Origin of the sequence: Veillonella ratti, assembly GCF_003992115.1 — a bacterium.
GTDB classification, from domain to species: domain Bacteria; phylum Bacillota; class Negativicutes; order Veillonellales; family Veillonellaceae; genus Veillonella_A; species Veillonella_A ratti.
The window spans coordinates 1-15884 of record NZ_RQUX01000004.1; the positions used below are offsets into that span (position 1 = coordinate 1).

Sequence of the window (15884 nt, forward strand, 5' to 3'; positions counted from 1 at the left end):
GTGATTTTCATTTCTCTGATCCATATCCTAACTATCTCTGGGATTAAATTACCAACTCAAAATGTCCTATAACCCTAAGACACGGCCATGGATAGCGCTGAGTGCTTTGGTGCCGAATAAGTCACTAAGATAAGCGGGCATGCAGGCAAAACCGCCACCGTAGCAGGTAATGATAGCGAATACGAGGAACTGGAAGAAGAAAGAGTTGCTCGTATGGCCGAGGGCAAAGAATGCCAAGATTTCGATGAGGAAGAACAACATATAAGTGAAAGGTCGACCGATGTAATCGGAGATGGTGGACCAGCCGATGCGGCCAAGACCGTTTAAAAGGCCGATGATACCAACCATGGAAGCCGCTTCCGTAGCGTTCATGCCAACGATTTCCTGCGCCATTGGGGAAGCGACCGCCAATAAGCCGATACCGCACGTGATGTTGATGAAGAAGATCCACCATAAAGCGCTGAACTGCCATGTACGCATAGCCTCATGAGCTGTCATGCCACGATTGAATAAAGCATTAGCCGGACGAGTTGCCACATTGGTCTGAGCTTTTTCAGCATTGTTTGCATCAGTAGTATTAGCTGTTGTAGTTGCTGCAGTAGCCGTTGTCGGTGGTTTTAAGTACAACGAAGACAATGTCATGATGATGATGTACGCCACGCCGAGAATCTGGAATGTTTGAACCAAGCTGTAGGCGGCCGTTAAGTATTGCATTAACGGACCGGCGATTAAGGCTGCAAAGCCGAAGCCCATGATGGCAAGGCCGGTGGCAAAACCGCGATTGCGCGGGAAGTATTTAACGAGGGTCGAAACCGGGGTGATGTAACCGACGCCGAGGCCCACACCGCCGATGACGCCATAGAAGATGTAAAGCAAGGTTAAGCTGCTTTGCTCTAAGGCGTAAGCCGTACCTAACATGCCGATACCGAAGAAGAGGGTACTCAACAAGCCACTCTTTTTAGGACCGATTTTTTCAGCAAAACTGCCCAATAAACCGGCGGAAAGACCGAGGAATAAAATAGCTAAAGAAAAAGTCCAAGTTGTTTCTTTAAGGGACCAGCCCATGGCCGCCATAATAGGGCGCGTCAACACGCTCCAAGCATAAACACTGCCGATAGAAATGTGAATTCCGATAGCCGCCAAGGCAATTAACCAACGATTTCGCATACAATCATCCTTTCTGTAACTGAAAGAAGCTGCTCAAAGTCTTTTTTGAAAGTTTAGAATGGCTTTTAAAAAGAAGGCTTAAATTAGTAGTCTTTTGATGATTGAAAGATCCTTGAAGGCTTTCAAAATATGCAAAAGACCGCCTGAGCAATCTTCTGCCCAGACGGTCGGCGTTTCTTCGCATACAATACACGTGGTTAATTCCACTAATCCGTCAGCATTGTATGTTGTTCTTTATTGTGAGGTCATTATAACAATAAAAAAGGGAGCAGTCAATCTAAAATTATAGATGAACTGCTCCTTAATTTTTAATGGATTATATGCCGTACTTATCGCAAGAAACTCAGGACAAGCACTAGCAGCAAAGTTTATTATATCGCAAAATTTTCAGGCTGCTCGGTAGTTATATGTGCAGTGGATTGTTAAATAACTGTTGCCTGAGAGTTTATGATTATAATTTGCCGGAAGAACCCAATACATCTTTAATTTTGTGCTGTACCATGCCTTTAATAGCATCGCGAGCAGGTCCCAAGTATTTACGAGGGTCGAATTCAGATGGATTATTCACGAAGAATTCGCGAATGGATGCGGTCATAGCTAAGCGAAGGTCGGTGTCGATGTTGATTTTACATACGGACATGGACGCTGCTTTACGAAGCATTTCTTCAGGAACGCCTTGAGCGCCCGGAATGCTGCCGCCGAATTTGTTACATTTTTCAACGAATTCAGGAAGTACGGTGGACGCACCGTGTAAAACGATAGGGAAACCGGGTAATAATTTGCCTACTTTTTCCAAACGTTCGAAGTCGAGGTACGGTTCGCCTTTGAATTTGTAAGCGCCGTGGCTGGTACCGATGGCGATAGCTAAGGAGTCAACGCCGGTACGTTCTACGAATTCGGCAGCCTGATCGGGATCGGTGAAGAGCGCGTCTTTTTCACTTACGTTTACGTCGTCTTCAACGCCGGCCAAACGACCTAATTCGCCTTCTACTACTACGCCGTGTGCGTGAGCATATTCAACAACCTTTTTAGTTAAGGCCACGTTAGTTTCGAAATCGTGTTTGGAGCCGTCAATCATAACGGAGGTGAAACCGCCGTCGATACAGGATTTACAGATTTCAAAATCATCACCGTGGTCAAGATGTAATGCGATTGGTAAGCCCGTGTCTTCGAGAGCGGCTTCTACCAATTTTACAAGATAAATGTGTTTTGCATATTTGCGGGCACCGGCGGATACTTGAAGAATCAGCGGAGATTGTTCTTCTTTAGCCGCATCAACGATACCTTGTACAATTTCCATGTTGTTAACGTTGAATGCACCAATAGCATAACCGCCTTCATAGGCTTTTTTAAACATGTCTGTTGTTGAAACTAATGGCATAGTATTTCCTCCTTGTAATGGAATACTGATAACTGATAAGGAATGTCATACATCAAGTTAAGTATAGCAAGAAGAACCTGAAAGGGCTACTGCTATTTATGCATAATAGAAGGGCTCTATGGCGGCGCTAACATGGGGGACGAGCGAATTTTTGTCAAAAAGAAATCTTGTTGTGCTCTAAGTACTGTGAAATCAAGGGTTCCCAGGCTGTCGGCAGCGGTGCGGTCACGTTCATGAACGTATGCGTCATAGGGTGGACAAATTGTAGCCCAATGGCATGGAGTGCTTGATTTTGAAGTAAATCAAGGGAGCCGCCGTAGAGGTCATCGCCGACGAGGGGGAAGCCCAAATGCGACATATGCACGCGAATTTGGTGCGTGCGACCGGTGTGTAATACAAAGCGAACGTGGGAGAGCCGTTTGTGGCGGGCGAGGCAGGTAATGTCCGTATGAGCCGGTTTGCCGTCAGGACTTACGGTGCGCTCGATGATACTCCCTTCTTTGCGGGCTATAGGCCAGTGGATGGTGGCAAAATTGGCCGGAAAAAAGCCGTCACACAGAGCTTCGTAGATTTTGCGAATGGGCGTGTGCGTATTGGTAAAACTGTGCTGCACCAAGGCGTTCTTAGCGATGATGACAAGGCCTGATGTGTCTTTATCAAGGCGGTGTACCGGGTGAAAAGCGGCCTGCGTTTGATTCGTTTTTTCAAAATAATGGATAAGCGCATTCGCGACGGTGTGAAAGCGCTCGGTCGAGGTGGGATGCATGAGGAGTCCCGTCGGTTTGTTGATGATAAGCAGGTGCTCGTCCTCGTAAATGATGGGAATATCATACGCCCAAGGGGTAAAGCCCGGATCTTCTTTTGGTAAGTAAATGGTTACCTTATCGCCTGGTACGACGAGGCTGTGCCATGAAGCGGCTTTCTGATTCACATAGACGATGCCGTCCGTACGCAGGCGACGCCGCATGGCTTGGGAGACGCCGGCCTGACGCACTAAGTGATTAATAGAGAGCCGTCTTGTTTTGCCCTTATTTGAAGGAGTGGGTGTTGAATCCGCTACGACTAAGGACAACAGCGGCTCACCGTTTACTATATTCTTTTTTTCAGTAGGAGCTGTAGTATCTGGCATAATAGGCTTGCTTTCTTGATTGTTTATTACAATATTTTGATTTCTCTAATACGATTTAGTCGTAGTTATATGTATATTGTAACCTATTTTAGTCTATTTGTTTTGTCAGGTATAAAAAAATTTCATACAAAGTTCAATTTTCCAAACCTTTCTATGTGAGGAACGGGGCCTATATGATATAATAATAGTACTATTTAAAAGCAAAGGAGGCACATATATGGCCAAAGATTGTTCGTTTGACGTAGTGTCGGAAGTAAATATGCAAGAAGTTGATAACGCGGTAAACCAAGCTAAAAAAGAAATCGGTACCCGTTATGATTTTCGCGGCAGCAAATCTGAAATCAGTCTTGAAGGGGAAACTATTAAGGTGATTTCTGATGATGAATATAAATTAAACGCCGTAATCGACGTGATTAAAGGCAAGATGGTTAAGCGTAATGTGGCGCTTAAAAATCTTGATTACGGTAAAGTGGAACCTGCATCGGGGGCAACCGTTCGTCAGGTGATTACCATTAAAAAAGGTATTTCCAAAGAAACCGCCAAAGATGTGGTTAAATTAATCAAAAATATGAAACTTAAAGTAACGGCGCAGATTATGGAAGACCAAGTGCGCGTTACGGGCAAAGATAAAGACTCCTTACAGGAAGTTATCCAAATGTTGAAACAACAGGATTTGCCGGTAGAATTGCAATTTGTAAATTTCCGCTCCTAAGTAGAGCCCTAAAGAGCAGCGTAATGTCGCTGCTCTTTACCATGATATCAAGTTGTGAAAGATTCTTTCACCGAAGGAGGTATGAATGGATATAGAGGCTATGCGTGGCGGTTATACGACCGGCTCCTGTGCCACGGCCGGCATGAAGGCGGCTTTGATGGCACTATTGCAGGAAGAGTATCCCACCCGTGTGACGGTGATTAATCCGCAAGACACACCCATTGATGTGCCCATTAAGTCGGTAGAGGTTCTATCTGATACGGAAGCTCGGGCGACGGTTGTAAAAGACGGTGGCGATGATCCGGATGTAACGCACGGCACTGATGTGGTGACGACGGTGCAGCTGACGACTGACGGAGAATTGAAGTTCCGCGCCGGTTTTGGCGTAGGGACGGTGACGAAACCGGGCTTGGCGATGCCACCGGGGGAACCGGCTATCAATCCGGGACCGCGCACCATGATGACCACTGTGTTTAAAGAGTTTTGTACGGCCGGTCAGGGCGTCATTGTGACGGTATCGGTGCCAAACGGCGAAGTGTTGGCTAAGAAGACCTTGAACAGTACGCTCGGCATTGAAGGCGGGATTTCCATTATCGGTACGACCGGGATTGTGAAGCCTATGAGTGAAGAAGGTTTTAAAAACTCTTTGGTGCCGCAGCTTACGGTTATGAAGGCGGCCGGTTATGAAACGGCGGTGTTGGTGCCGGGGCGCATCGGTCAGGAATTGGCTAAGAATGTGCTGGGTATCGCTATTAATCAGATGGCGGAAACATCCAACTTTATCGGCTTTATGCTGGAACAATGCGTAAAAGCCGGTTTTAAAAAGATTGTTATTATCGGTCATATCGGTAAGATTATAAAACTCGCGTCCGGCAGTTTTCACACGCATAATCGTATGAGTGACGGCCGTATGGAAACACTCGTTGCTTATGCGGCATTAGATGGTGCGTCTACGGCCGTGGCCAATGAAATTATGGAGTGTCGCACCACAGAAGCAGCTATGCCGATTTTAGCGCGTGAGCATTTGACGAGTGTTTACCAGCGTGTTGCGGATAGAGCATCCATGCGCTCGGAGCGCTATATTGCGAATGAAGCGGAAGTGGGCATTATTATTGCTACGTTGGACGGCGAAATTTTGGCGGTTGATGAAACGGCTAAGCGTATCGGAGGTGAAGAGCATTGGCAAATACCCTCTACGTTGTAGGTATCGGACCGGGAAATCCGGATTATGTGGTACCACGCGGTCTTAAGTTGATTGAAGCGGCCAAGGTACTCGTCGGGAGCGAGCGCTCTTTATTGGATTTTGCTCATGAAGGTCAGCTCACCCATTCAGTTACGGGTAAGCTTACGGAATTGGCTCTTTGGATTGAAGAACAGCTCAAAAGCCATGATGTGGTTGTTATGGTGAGCGGTGACACGGGCTATTACAGCTTGTTGCCGTATTTGAAAAAGAAATTCCCCGATACACCGATTGATGTGGTGCCGGGCATCAGTTCCATGACCTTTGCCTTTGCGCGCATCGGCGAAGTGTGGCAGGATGCGGATTTACTGAGTTTTCACGGTCGTGTGCCGAAGGAAGAAGCCCTTCGCTATGAAGCGGGGCGTAAGCTTGGCTTTTTGACGGATAAAGAACATAATCCGGCGGCTATTGCGCAAATTCTGATGGACCACGGCTGGCCGGCTGACACGAAGTCGGTGGCCTTAGAGCGGCTCAGCTATGAAGATGAACGAATTGAGCCCGGTTCGTTGGCGGAGATTGCTAAACTCCCCGGTTTTGAACATTCCGTATTTATCGTGTTGGGCTAGGGCGATATATGGTGAATAATAAGTTCACTGAAGGCAGCAGCGCCTAACAATTCTTGAAATACTATTGAACATATAAGGAGGTATCCATGCGGCACTTTTTCGGCATTGACGATGAAGAATTTATTCGCGGCGATGTGCCTATGACGAAACGCGAAATTCGTATGGCCGTACTCAATGAAGCGCGCGTGCAGGAGGATAGTTACGTTCTCGATGTGGGCGCCGGTACCGGTTCCATTTCTATTGAAGCGGCATTGGGTGCTCCCCAAGGGCATGTGTATGCTATCGAACGCTTTGCCAAGGGCATTGAGCTCATTAAAGCGAATATGGCAAAATTTAATGTTAATAATTTGACGGTGATTGAAGCGAAAGCACCGGAAGGGATGGCTGATTTGCCGGCTCTTGATGCCATTATCATCGGCGGCAGTGCCGGCGGTATGGACGCGATTCTCGATGAATCACAGCGCCTCTTAAAACCGGGTGGCCGTCTTGTTGTAACGGCGGTAACCATGGAAACAGGCTATACGATTTTGAAAGCTTTAAAAGGTCGTCCTTTCACCTACGAAGGCTATCAGATGCAGGTAAGTCGTTTCCGCAAAGCGGGGCCGTATCATTTACTAAACCCGTTAAGTCCAATTTTCATCGTAACGGCGATTAAACAGGCTTAAATATATAGAATACTTGAGGCCGTAAGGCCGGGGAGGTAAACTGTCACATGAGTACAGATAAAACAATGGCAGGCGACACTGCCATGACAAATCAGGAAGTACCGGTAGTTCATTTTGTGGGGGCCGGCCCGGGGGATCCGGAGCTCATTACCCGTAAAGGCTATCGCTTAGTGAGTGAAGCGGACATCGTAATTTATGCCGGTTCATTGGTTAATCCGGATATTTTGGCGGCTTGTAAAAAAGGCTGTGAGATTTTTAACAGCGCTACTATGAACCTCGACGAAGTTATCGAAGTTATGAAACGCGGCGCCGCTGAAGGCAAAGCAATCGTTCGTTTGCACACCGGTGACCCTGCGATTTACGGGGCCATTCAGGAACAGATGGACCGTTTAAAAGAGTTAAACATCACGTATGCCGTAATTCCGGGCGTAAGTTCATTCCTCGCGACAGCGGCCGCTTTAAAACAGGAATACACTTTACCGAATGTATCCCAGACGGTTATTATTACCCGTATGGAAGGCCGCACGCCAATGCCGCCGAAGGAAAAATTGGGCATGCTCGCTGCGCATGAAGCGACTATGTGTATTTTCCTCAGTGTGCAGATGATTGATAAAGTGGTAGAAGAGCTTGTTAACGGCGGTTACAGTCCTAAGACGCCGGTTGCGATTGTGGTAAAAGCATCCTGGCCGGATCAACGCATTATTCGCGGTACTTTGGAAACGATTGCGGATATCGTGAGTCAGGAAGGCGTGTTACGTCAGGCCATGATCGTGGTAAGTAAAGTTCTCGACAGTGACTATGAGTTGTCCAAGTTGTATGACAAGGGCTTCAGTCACATGTACCGCAGTGCTAAGGACTAATAGCGGAGCGTGAAGACTTTGGATATACAGGATAAAGAATCGGCCGTAACGACGTCGGTTGAAAAAGCTGTGGCAGCATCGGCGGCGGGTATAAATAGTACGTCCGAACGGATGGCCATTATTTCCGTAACCGCTCACGGCGCTAAGTTGGGGCAGCGTTTACGTAAGCATTTCTTGGACACCACGAATCATACGGTTGAATGTTTTGAAAAAGAAGGCCGTCAAAGTGGCGACGAGGCTACGCCGTTCAGCTCCATGAAGCCACATATGGAAACGTGGTTTAAGACTTATGATAAGCTACTTTTCATCATGGCTACGGGCATTGTGGTGCGCATGATTGCACCGTATATTAAGCACAAGTCGGAAGACCCGGCGGTGGTGGTCATGGATGAGCAGGGGCATTTTGCTATCAGTTTATTGTCGGGCCACTTGGGCGGTGCTAATGAATGGACGGCGGACATTGCTCAGGTCGTGGGGGCCACGCCGGTGATCACGACGGCTACCGATGTAAACGGTATTCCGGCACCCGATGTATTGGCACGTAAACTTGAGTGCAAGGTGGAAGATTTTAATGCTTTGCGGGAAGTTAATTCGGCCCTCGTAGCCGGTGAAACGGTGAAATATTACGTAGATGATACGCTGTATTTTTTACATCAGTATGAAGCAGAAGCAAAGGCACAGGGCATTACGCTCATTCGCTTTAACCCTCATACGGTGACGGGTAAGTTCTTATGTGAAGAAGGCGGTGAAAATGCACCGCGCGTTATTATTACGGACTTATTATTGCCTGTAGGACCGCGGACGTTAGTATTACGACCGCCCACTATGGTAGTGGGGGTGGGCTGTCGTCGTGAAACCCCGAAAGAATTAATTTTGGCGGCGATTACCGATTCCCTCAATAATGTGAATCGTTCGCCCAAGAGTGTGGCTGCCGCCGCTTCGGTGATTGTGAAATCCGATGAAGTCGGTTTGTTGGCTGCCGTAGAAGAGTTACAATGGCCCATTCACTTTTTTACACAAGAAGAAATGGCGCCTTTTATAGAAGCAAGTCATATTGAAGAATCTAATTTTGTTAAACAGACGATAGGAGTAGGCAACGTATGCGAAACAACAGCACTATTACAGGCCAAGAGCCAAACATTACTACAAAAGAAAACGGTGTATCCACGAACAACGGTAGCCATCGCCCAGGTACAATCAAAGTAATCGGTATCGGACCGGGCAACGAAGAATTCATGACACCGCAAGCTCGTGAAGCGATTTTGGCGGCTGACCGCGTGGTAGGTTATTTGACATACCTCGACCTCATTGCCGATTTAATTGCGGACAAAGAAAAAGTGGGCACTGCTATGATGCAGGAAGTTGACCGTTGTCAACAAGCTGTAGATTTAGCCATTGAAGGCCACGAAGTAGTGGTTATCTCCAGCGGTGACTCCGGTATCTACGGTATGGCCGGTCTCGTTATGGAACTTGCCAATAAAGTGCCCGCTGAACAACGTCCGCAAGTTGACATTGTGCCGGGCCTCAGCGCTGTTAACGTAGCAGCTGCCGTATTGGGCGCGCCTTTGATGCACGACTTCGCCGTTATTTCCTTGAGCGACCTTATGACGCCTTGGGATTTAATTAAAAAACGTGCCGATTTGAGTGCTGAAGGGGACATGGTTATTGCCCTCTACAATCCACGTAGTAAAAAACGTGTTAAGCATTTGGACGAAGTGCGCGAATTGGTGATTAAACATCGCGACCCTAAAACTCCTGTCGGCATCGTACAAAAAGCCGGTCGTCCTGGCCAGCATATGGTGATTTCCGACTTGGAAAACTTTACTAAAGAAGAAATCGATATGCAGACTTTGGTTATTATCGGCAACAGCCAGACCTATGTTGAAAACGGTCGCATGATTACGCCTCGAGGCTACAAATTATGATTTGGGTCATTGCGGGCACATTAGATGGTCGCAATTTGGCGGTTACCGTTCGTGAAACCACCAAAGAACCCGTATTCGTATCGGTGGTCAGTCAATATGGGGCGCAATTGGCGGCTCATGAGGGCATCGAAGTGCATACGGGGCGCCTCGACAAAGAGGCGATGAAAGAAATTATTGCCGATAAAAAGATTCGTCTTTTAATCGATGCCAGTCATCCGTACGCCGCCGTAGTTACCGCTACGGCGCGGGATGCGGCGGCGGACATGAACATTCCGTTCCTGCGGTTTGAACGTAAGGAAGTGCCGTTACCTGACTACGATAAATTACATCATGTGAGCAACGAGGCGGAAGCGGCAGCACTGGCCGGTAAATTGGCAAGCAGCTTACATAAGCGTGTCTATTTGACCACGGGGAGCAAGACGATGGGGATTTTTGCCAAAGCGGAAGCCCTTCAGGATATTGACGTTTGGACACGTGTATTGCCAACGGCGGAGGTGCTCGGTATTATGGAAGACCTCGGCGTATCGCCAAAACGGATTATCGCCATGCAGGGACCATTCAGTTATGATATGAACAAGGTCATGTTTGCCGATACGAAGGCGGACGTGGTGGTCATGAAGAATTCCGGTCTTGTAGGCGGATCTGATACAAAACTGCAAGCTGCTATTGATTTAGGTTTACATATCATTGTTATTGATCGTCCGGAGCCTGCCAAAGGGGCTATGACCATTTCCACGGCTCAGGAGTTCTGTGATTTATGGGAGGACAAGACAAGTGGACTACATTAAAAATCCTAAAGCCATTGAAGATAAAAGTATGGAAATCATTTATCCATATGTTAAAGATTTAAATCTTACCGATGATGAAGTGCGTGTATATTCCCGTACTATTCATGCATCGGGTGACGTAGAATACGCTCAGCTAGTACGCACCAGCCCTGATGCGGTTAAAAAAGGCATTGAAGCGTTGCAGAACGGCGCTCACGTGTATTGTGACGTAGAAATGGTTCGCACGGGCATCAACAAACCGGCGTTGGCTCTTCGCGGCAGTGAAGTTCATTGCCTCATTAAAGATGAAAAAGTGGCTGAATTGGCAAAAGAATTGGGCGTAACCCGTTCTATCGCCGCTATGCGTACTTTTGGTAAACAATTGGACGGTCAAATCGTGGCTATCGGTAACGCTCCGACGGCTCTTTACGAAGTATTGCGTCTTGCTTTGGAAGAAGGGGTTAAACCGGCGCTTATCATCGGTATTCCGGTAGGTTTCGTAGGCGCTGCTGAATCGAAAGATTATTTAATGGAAGTGTCCCCGGTACCGTACATTACGGTTAAAGGTAATAAAGGTGGCAGTCCGATTGCCGCTTCCGTGGTAAATGCGCTTCTTTATACGGGCGTAAAACGTGACGGCATGTTGTTTGTACAAGACAACGAGTCGAAGAAAAATGACTAGTCAGCATAATAATTCGCAAACAGTAAATGGCGTGAATAAAGGCGGTAAGTCCAATGAACGTCATCGCAATGTAAAGCGCAGTTTTATTGTACTCAGCTTTTTGGCGTTGGCTATTGCGGCCATGATTATCTCCCTTATTTTCGGTTCCGCCGATATTACGATGGCTAAAATTTGGCATACCTTGTGGAGCTCTGAGCTGAAAGACACGCAGGATATGGTGATTTGGAATATCCGTTTCCCTCGCAATATTGTAGCCGCTTTGGTGGGCGCCAATTTGGCCGTAGCCGGTGCTATTTTGCAGGCTGTTATGAAAAATCCCTTGGCGGATCCGCAGATTGTAGGGGTTTCTTCGGGGGCCGGTTTGGCCGGGGTTATCATTTTGATTCTTTTCCCGAGCTGGGAGTATTTAGTGCCTTTAGTTGCCTTCGTTGGCGCTTTGGCGGCGGCTCTCATGGTGTATGCCTTAGCTTGGAAAAACGGGATTCGACCGACTCGTATTATTTTGGCCGGGGTAGCGGTGGCAGCCTTTTTGGGCTCCGGTATTTCCGCGTTGCTCGTATTCTACGGTGACCGCGTGCAAGGCGCCTTACTGTGGATGGTAGGGGGCCTCTCGGCGCGTAGTTGGCCACAGGTATACTTGTTGGCACCGTACACGGTCATCGGCTTACTGACGGCTTTCTTGGGCTCGCAGCGACTCACAATTTTGAGTCTTGGTGATGAAACGGCCAAAGGTCTTGGCTTACCGGTGGAACAAACTCGTTTTACCATGACGGCGGTAGCCGCTTTCTTGGCTGCCAGCGCAGTTAGTGTGGCCGGTCTTATCGGTTTCGTAGGGCTTGTTATTCCTCATATAGCGCGCATGCTCATCGGTACCGATTATAAGTTCTTATTGCCGGGCTCGGCCTTTTTAGGCGCAGCTATCCTTGTTATCAGCGATACCTTGGGGCGTGTGCTCTTTAGCCCGGTAGAAGTACCGGTAGGTATTATTATGGCCTTCTTCGGGGCGCCGTTCTTCTTATATTTGTTGCGGAGGGATGCATGATGACTATGAGTAATCAAGTACAAGCCTCTGCGACAACAGTAGGGGTGCCGGCTATTACGGTGAAGGATATAGTGGTCTCTTTTGAGCAAAAAGATGTTTTAAAAGGTATCACATGGGAGGTGCCGACCGGTGCTATTACAACGCTTATCGGACCTAACGGATGCGGTAAAAGTACGCTCTTAAAGTGTATTACGGGCAGTGTGAAGCCGATAAGTGGCACGATTTGTATTAGCGGTCAAAAAGCGTCGTCCTATTCACCGCGTACCTTGGCACAGCGCATGGCATTTTTACCGCAATCGCCGGAAGTGCCGCGCGATATGGTGGTGGAAGAGCTCATTTATTGTGGGCGCTTTCCGCATCAGAATTGGTGGCGCAATACAGCCGGTGAAGATCGTAAAGCCGTTGAAAGTGCTATGGCGGTAACGAAGACGACGCACTTGCGTAATCAGCCGGTATCTTCTTTATCCGGTGGGGAACGACAACGTGTGTGGATTGCTATGGCTTTGGCGCAGGAACCGGATATTTTGCTCTTGGATGAACCGACGACTTATTTGGACATTAACCATCAGTTCGAAGTGATGGAGTTATTGCGGCGCTTGAATCGTGAGCAGGGGCTTACGGTAGTCATGGTACTTCATGAACTGAATCAGGCCGCTCGTTATTCAGATCAGGTAGCGGTGCTTCATGAGGGGCACTTGGTATCCGTAGGTTCGCCTAAAACGGTCATGACAGCGGAGCTTTTAAAAGACGTATTTTCCGTCGATGCCATTATTGAAGACGGCTCTGACGATAGTCCGTATATTAAGATTGAAGGCCTTGTAGGGCAGGCAGAATGAAACATGTCCTATAACTCGATAAATCAAATGAATTAAAAGAGGGATTAACGAATAACGATAAAATATCGTCTGTTCGTTAATCCCTCTTTATATTTTCAGTGTTAAATTACATGCGATTTAGCACTGATGTTAATAATTTTTGTTAACGTCTTATTTTAGAAGCTTACATCAATGCCATAGGCCATTTTAACGAGTTCAGCCATGGCTTCCGGTGTATGTAAGCCCGGATTCAATAAGAACCAGTTGGATGGTAAGTAGAATACTTTGCCGTTTTTTACAGCTTTTAAATTCTGCCATGCCGGATTGCCGGTCATTTCTTTTTCCATAGTTTTGGTAATTTCATCTTTTTTACCCATGGTGGACACAAAGATGATATCCGGATCGTCGGAAGCGAGTGTTTCTAAGGAATATGGAATGGTTTTGGCGGATTTATCAAAATCACCATGTTGGAGGACTACATTCTGCATGCCTAACTCTTGAACCATCGCAGCTGTTACGGCTAAGGTAGTTTCCGCGGTTACCGCTTTACCGGTAGCCCGCAAGACGGCGACACGGGCAGGGGTTACGCCTTTAACGGCGTCTTTGACTTTATCGATGTTGCTGTTGTACTTGGCAATAACTTCTTTGGCTTTGTCTTCGTGATTGGTTAACTGTCCCAAGAATTCCAAGAGCGGTATATTGTCTTTAATGCCATCATAGGAGATAAGAATGTACGGTAATTTATTACTTTGTAACTGGCCTTCGAATTTGCCATGCTGGTTGCTGAGCCCGATTACGAGGTCCGGTTTCAAACCGATAAGTTGCTCCATGTTAATGTTGGCTGTTTGGCCTAAGGATGGCAATTCTTTAAGGTTAGCCGGCATTTCATCAGGCGTTTCTACACGGCTGATCGATTTTGCGTCGATGGCATCCATGAAATAGAGGAGGGAGTTAGCCAATACGGCAATTCGCTCCGGTTTGGCCGGTACAGTATAGGTTTGATCCTTATAGGTTAAAGTACGGGTAGCTGCGGATGATGTGGAATCGGTTTTACCACAGCCGGCAAGGATAGTCATGATGACTGTCATCGCCATGAGGATAATGGTTAAGCGTGAAAAATTTCTCATAATACACCTCAGTTTAGCTATAAAAGTTCTTCAAGTAGTTGAGTACATTTATAATTTGTACGATACTTGTACTATACCACAATGAATTGTGGTTGCCTATAACAAATGACAATCAAAAGAGGCTGTAAGTAAAATGTGAATTTTCTACATTTTCTTACAGCCTCCTTTAGCGGGAACGCTTTATAGGCAATGAGCCCGTCATAAGGTCATTACTTATTTATATCTTATTTAGCGTCGCTTTGAAGAGCTTCCCAAGCTTCTTGGGCATGAGCGGCAAAGAGGTCACGGATTTTCTGGTTTTCACCAAGACCATGGATATAAGTGTCTACTTTGAAGCCGTCAGCCAACAAGATGGATTTATGGGAATCAGGTTCGTCACCGGACATATCGTTGTTAGCATGGTCGCCGGCTACCATCATGAATGGCATAAGGGTTACATGTTCGATGCCTTTAGCTTTCAACTGAGGAACGATGTCTTCAAGGCTAGGCCAGCCTTCTACCGTGTAGATGTAAGTGTTGTGAAGACCTGCGGATTCCAAACGGTCTTGGATTACAGAGTAGTAAGCGTTGGAAGGATCCGGAGTGCCGTGAGCCATGATGAGTATAGCGTCTTTAGGACCAACTTTAGGGAACTGAGTTGCTACAGCTTGTACAGTTTTAGCAATATCGTCAGTTTGACCTTCTTGGCCCATCCAGTACATGAGAGGTGTACCGAATGTCATTTTTTTGAAGTTGTGTTTATACTGGTTGTAAACAGCTGTTTTATAGTTGTATTCGATACCCGGGATTACGTCGAGAGTTGCAAGGGCAACACGAGTGTAACCTTCAGCTTTTAATTGATCGAGTGCTTCTTCAGGCGTAGGGTATGTAATACCTTCTTTGGCTTTGATACGATCGATAATGATATGGGAAGTGAAAGCCGTAACTACTTTTACGCCCGGATGTTGTTCTTTAATTTCGTTGATAGTCGCATCGATTGTTTTAGCACGAGTATCAGTGAATGTAGTACCAAAGCTCATTACTACGATAGCATCTTTGTTAGGTGCTTTAGCCAATACAGGGTCGGTTGTGTTATAAGTGCGAACACCGATTTCAGTTGCTTCCAATAATGCAGGGGTAGCAGTTGTTACTTCGTCACTTAATTGGTAAGCAGCGTTTACGTCTGTAGCAAGGAATCCGAAGCCTGTTAAAGCGGCCACTGCTAATGTTGTAGCTAACGTTTTTTTGAAAAAATGTTTACTCATTTCATTCACTCCTCGTGATAAAAAGAAGATAAAAAATAAAAACTAACATAAAATTAAAATTAAATACAAAAAAACCTCTGCCCACGTGAGCAGAGGAATAATACACTAGTTATGCTAAGCACCTGACGTATATTAGTTCATATCAAACTTAATTAAGTCGTTTATGAATTGAATTAAAAAATAATTCCCGGTCAGTGTATAGTACAGGTAGTGACATTGATTAACCTCGCCATCCTTCGTGGGTTATCGGCAATCCATCAAGGCAGGTCTTCTGGCTCAAGTTCAACGCAACAATCACCTTCCCAGATAAATCCAGTGGTATCTTGATTGTGCTCCCTCTTACAGCGGCGGGACCGCGGCAGCTTCTACTGCGCTTCTCTTTTAAGTCGTGCACCTTGAAGGTCGTATTCATTTGATAATCATCATAGCAGAATAAATGTCCACTGTCAATGCAATACCGGGTAGGGTATAGTCGCTGTGAATGGAAATCGCTTAATTCATATAACTGTTAGGAATAAGGGGATGATTCATGAGTAATAACTATTGGTTATTTGTACCGCAC

Annotated in this window: 16 protein-coding genes and 2 riboswitches; of the genes, 11 read left to right on the forward strand and 5 right to left on the reverse strand. The window is 46.5% G+C overall.

Translation table 11 applies throughout. The features are described 5' to 3' along the window. Positions 1-66: 66 nt before the first annotated feature. The 3 genes from EO124_RS02485 to EO124_RS02495 form a co-directional block, all read right to left on the reverse strand. Positions 67-1167, reverse strand: a complete 1101-nt coding sequence (locus EO124_RS02485) for an L-lactate MFS transporter (protein ID WP_127058193.1) — start codon at positions 1165-1167, stop codon at positions 67-69. A 150-nt stretch (positions 1168-1317) separates the two neighbouring features. Next, a riboswitch (ZMP/ZTP riboswitch) is annotated at positions 1318-1399 on the reverse strand. 219 nt (positions 1400-1618) lie between these two features. Further along, the gene (fba, locus tag EO124_RS02490; protein ID WP_127058194.1) at positions 1619-2548 is read right to left on the reverse strand and encodes a class II fructose-1,6-bisphosphate aldolase; all 930 of its coding nucleotides are present in this window, start codon (positions 2546-2548) and stop codon (positions 1619-1621) included. A 154-nt stretch (positions 2549-2702) separates the two neighbouring features. Further along, complete coding sequence (locus EO124_RS02495; protein ID WP_127058195.1) at positions 2703-3677, reverse strand: RluA family pseudouridine synthase; 975 nt, start codon at positions 3675-3677, stop codon at positions 2703-2705. Between the two features lie 217 nt (positions 3678-3894). On the opposite strand from EO124_RS02495, the gene EO124_RS02500 reads away from it, so the two are divergent. The 11 genes from EO124_RS02500 to EO124_RS02550 all read left to right on the forward strand — a co-directional run bounded on the left by EO124_RS02500 (position 3895) and on the right by EO124_RS02550 (position 12972). Continuing rightward, positions 3895-4389 carry a YajQ family cyclic di-GMP-binding protein gene (locus tag EO124_RS02500; RefSeq protein WP_006555026.1) on the forward strand — a complete coding sequence of 165 codons (495 nt, stop codon included), beginning with the start codon at positions 3895-3897 and terminating at the stop codon, positions 4387-4389. Between the two features lie 85 nt (positions 4390-4474). Then, positions 4475-5593 (forward strand): cobalt-precorrin-5B (C(1))-methyltransferase CbiD, encoded by a 1119-nt coding sequence (cbiD, locus tag EO124_RS02505; RefSeq protein ID WP_127058196.1) that lies wholly within the window; start codon positions 4475-4477, stop codon positions 5591-5593. After that, entirely contained in the window at positions 5569-6195 is a 627-nt protein-coding gene (gene cbiE / locus EO124_RS02510) for a precorrin-6y C5,15-methyltransferase (decarboxylating) subunit CbiE (protein WP_127058197.1), read from the forward strand. Before cbiD ends, cbiE begins: the two co-directional genes overlap by 25 nt. 86 nt (positions 6196-6281) lie before the next feature. Further along, complete coding sequence (cbiT, locus tag EO124_RS02515; protein WP_127058198.1) at positions 6282-6860, forward strand: precorrin-6Y C5,15-methyltransferase (decarboxylating) subunit CbiT; 579 nt, start codon at positions 6282-6284, stop codon at positions 6858-6860. 47 nt (positions 6861-6907) lie between these two features. Further along, entirely contained in the window at positions 6908-7720 is an 813-nt protein-coding gene (gene cobM / locus EO124_RS02520) for a precorrin-4 C(11)-methyltransferase (protein ID WP_206512523.1), read from the forward strand. Between the two features lie 111 nt (positions 7721-7831). Next, positions 7832-8926 (forward strand): cobalt-precorrin 5A hydrolase, encoded by a 1095-nt coding sequence (locus tag EO124_RS02525; protein ID WP_127058286.1) that lies wholly within the window; start codon positions 7832-7834, stop codon positions 8924-8926. Between the two features lie 29 nt (positions 8927-8955). Continuing rightward, complete coding sequence (gene cobJ / locus EO124_RS02530) at positions 8956-9645, forward strand: precorrin-3B C(17)-methyltransferase (protein WP_338142089.1); 690 nt, start codon at positions 8956-8958, stop codon at positions 9643-9645. After that, on the forward strand, positions 9642-10433 hold the full coding sequence (gene cobK, locus EO124_RS02535; RefSeq protein ID WP_127058199.1) for a precorrin-6A reductase: 792 nt from the start codon (positions 9642-9644) through the stop codon (positions 10431-10433). Before cobJ ends, cobK begins: the two co-directional genes overlap by 4 nt. Beyond that, positions 10420-11094, forward strand: coding sequence for a precorrin-8X methylmutase (locus EO124_RS02540; RefSeq protein ID WP_021840981.1), 675 nt, complete (start codon positions 10420-10422; stop codon positions 11092-11094). The genes cobK and EO124_RS02540 overlap by 14 nt, the downstream gene beginning before the upstream one ends. Further along, positions 11087-12136 (forward strand): FecCD family ABC transporter permease, encoded by a 1050-nt coding sequence (locus tag EO124_RS02545; protein ID WP_206512524.1) that lies wholly within the window; start codon positions 11087-11089, stop codon positions 12134-12136. Before EO124_RS02540 ends, EO124_RS02545 begins: the two co-directional genes overlap by 8 nt. Continuing rightward, a complete protein-coding gene (locus tag EO124_RS02550; RefSeq protein WP_127058288.1) occupies positions 12136-12972 on the forward strand; it encodes an ABC transporter ATP-binding protein in 837 nt (278 codons plus the stop codon). Before EO124_RS02545 ends, EO124_RS02550 begins: the two co-directional genes overlap by 1 nt. Before the next feature lie 155 nt (positions 12973-13127). Here EO124_RS02550 and EO124_RS02555 read toward each other — a convergent pair whose 3' ends face one another. Together EO124_RS02555 and EO124_RS02560 are read right to left on the reverse strand one after the other, a co-directional pair. After that, positions 13128-14078 carry an ABC transporter substrate-binding protein gene (locus EO124_RS02555; protein WP_127058200.1) on the reverse strand — a complete coding sequence of 317 codons (951 nt, stop codon included), beginning with the start codon at positions 14076-14078 and terminating at the stop codon, positions 13128-13130. Between the two features lie 224 nt (positions 14079-14302). Next, positions 14303-15322 carry a sirohydrochlorin cobaltochelatase gene (locus tag EO124_RS02560; RefSeq protein WP_127058201.1) on the reverse strand — a complete coding sequence of 340 codons (1020 nt, stop codon included), beginning with the start codon at positions 15320-15322 and terminating at the stop codon, positions 14303-14305. A 244-nt stretch (positions 15323-15566) separates the two neighbouring features. After that, positions 15567-15735, reverse strand: a riboswitch (cobalamin riboswitch). Positions 15736-15884 lie beyond the last annotated feature (149 nt).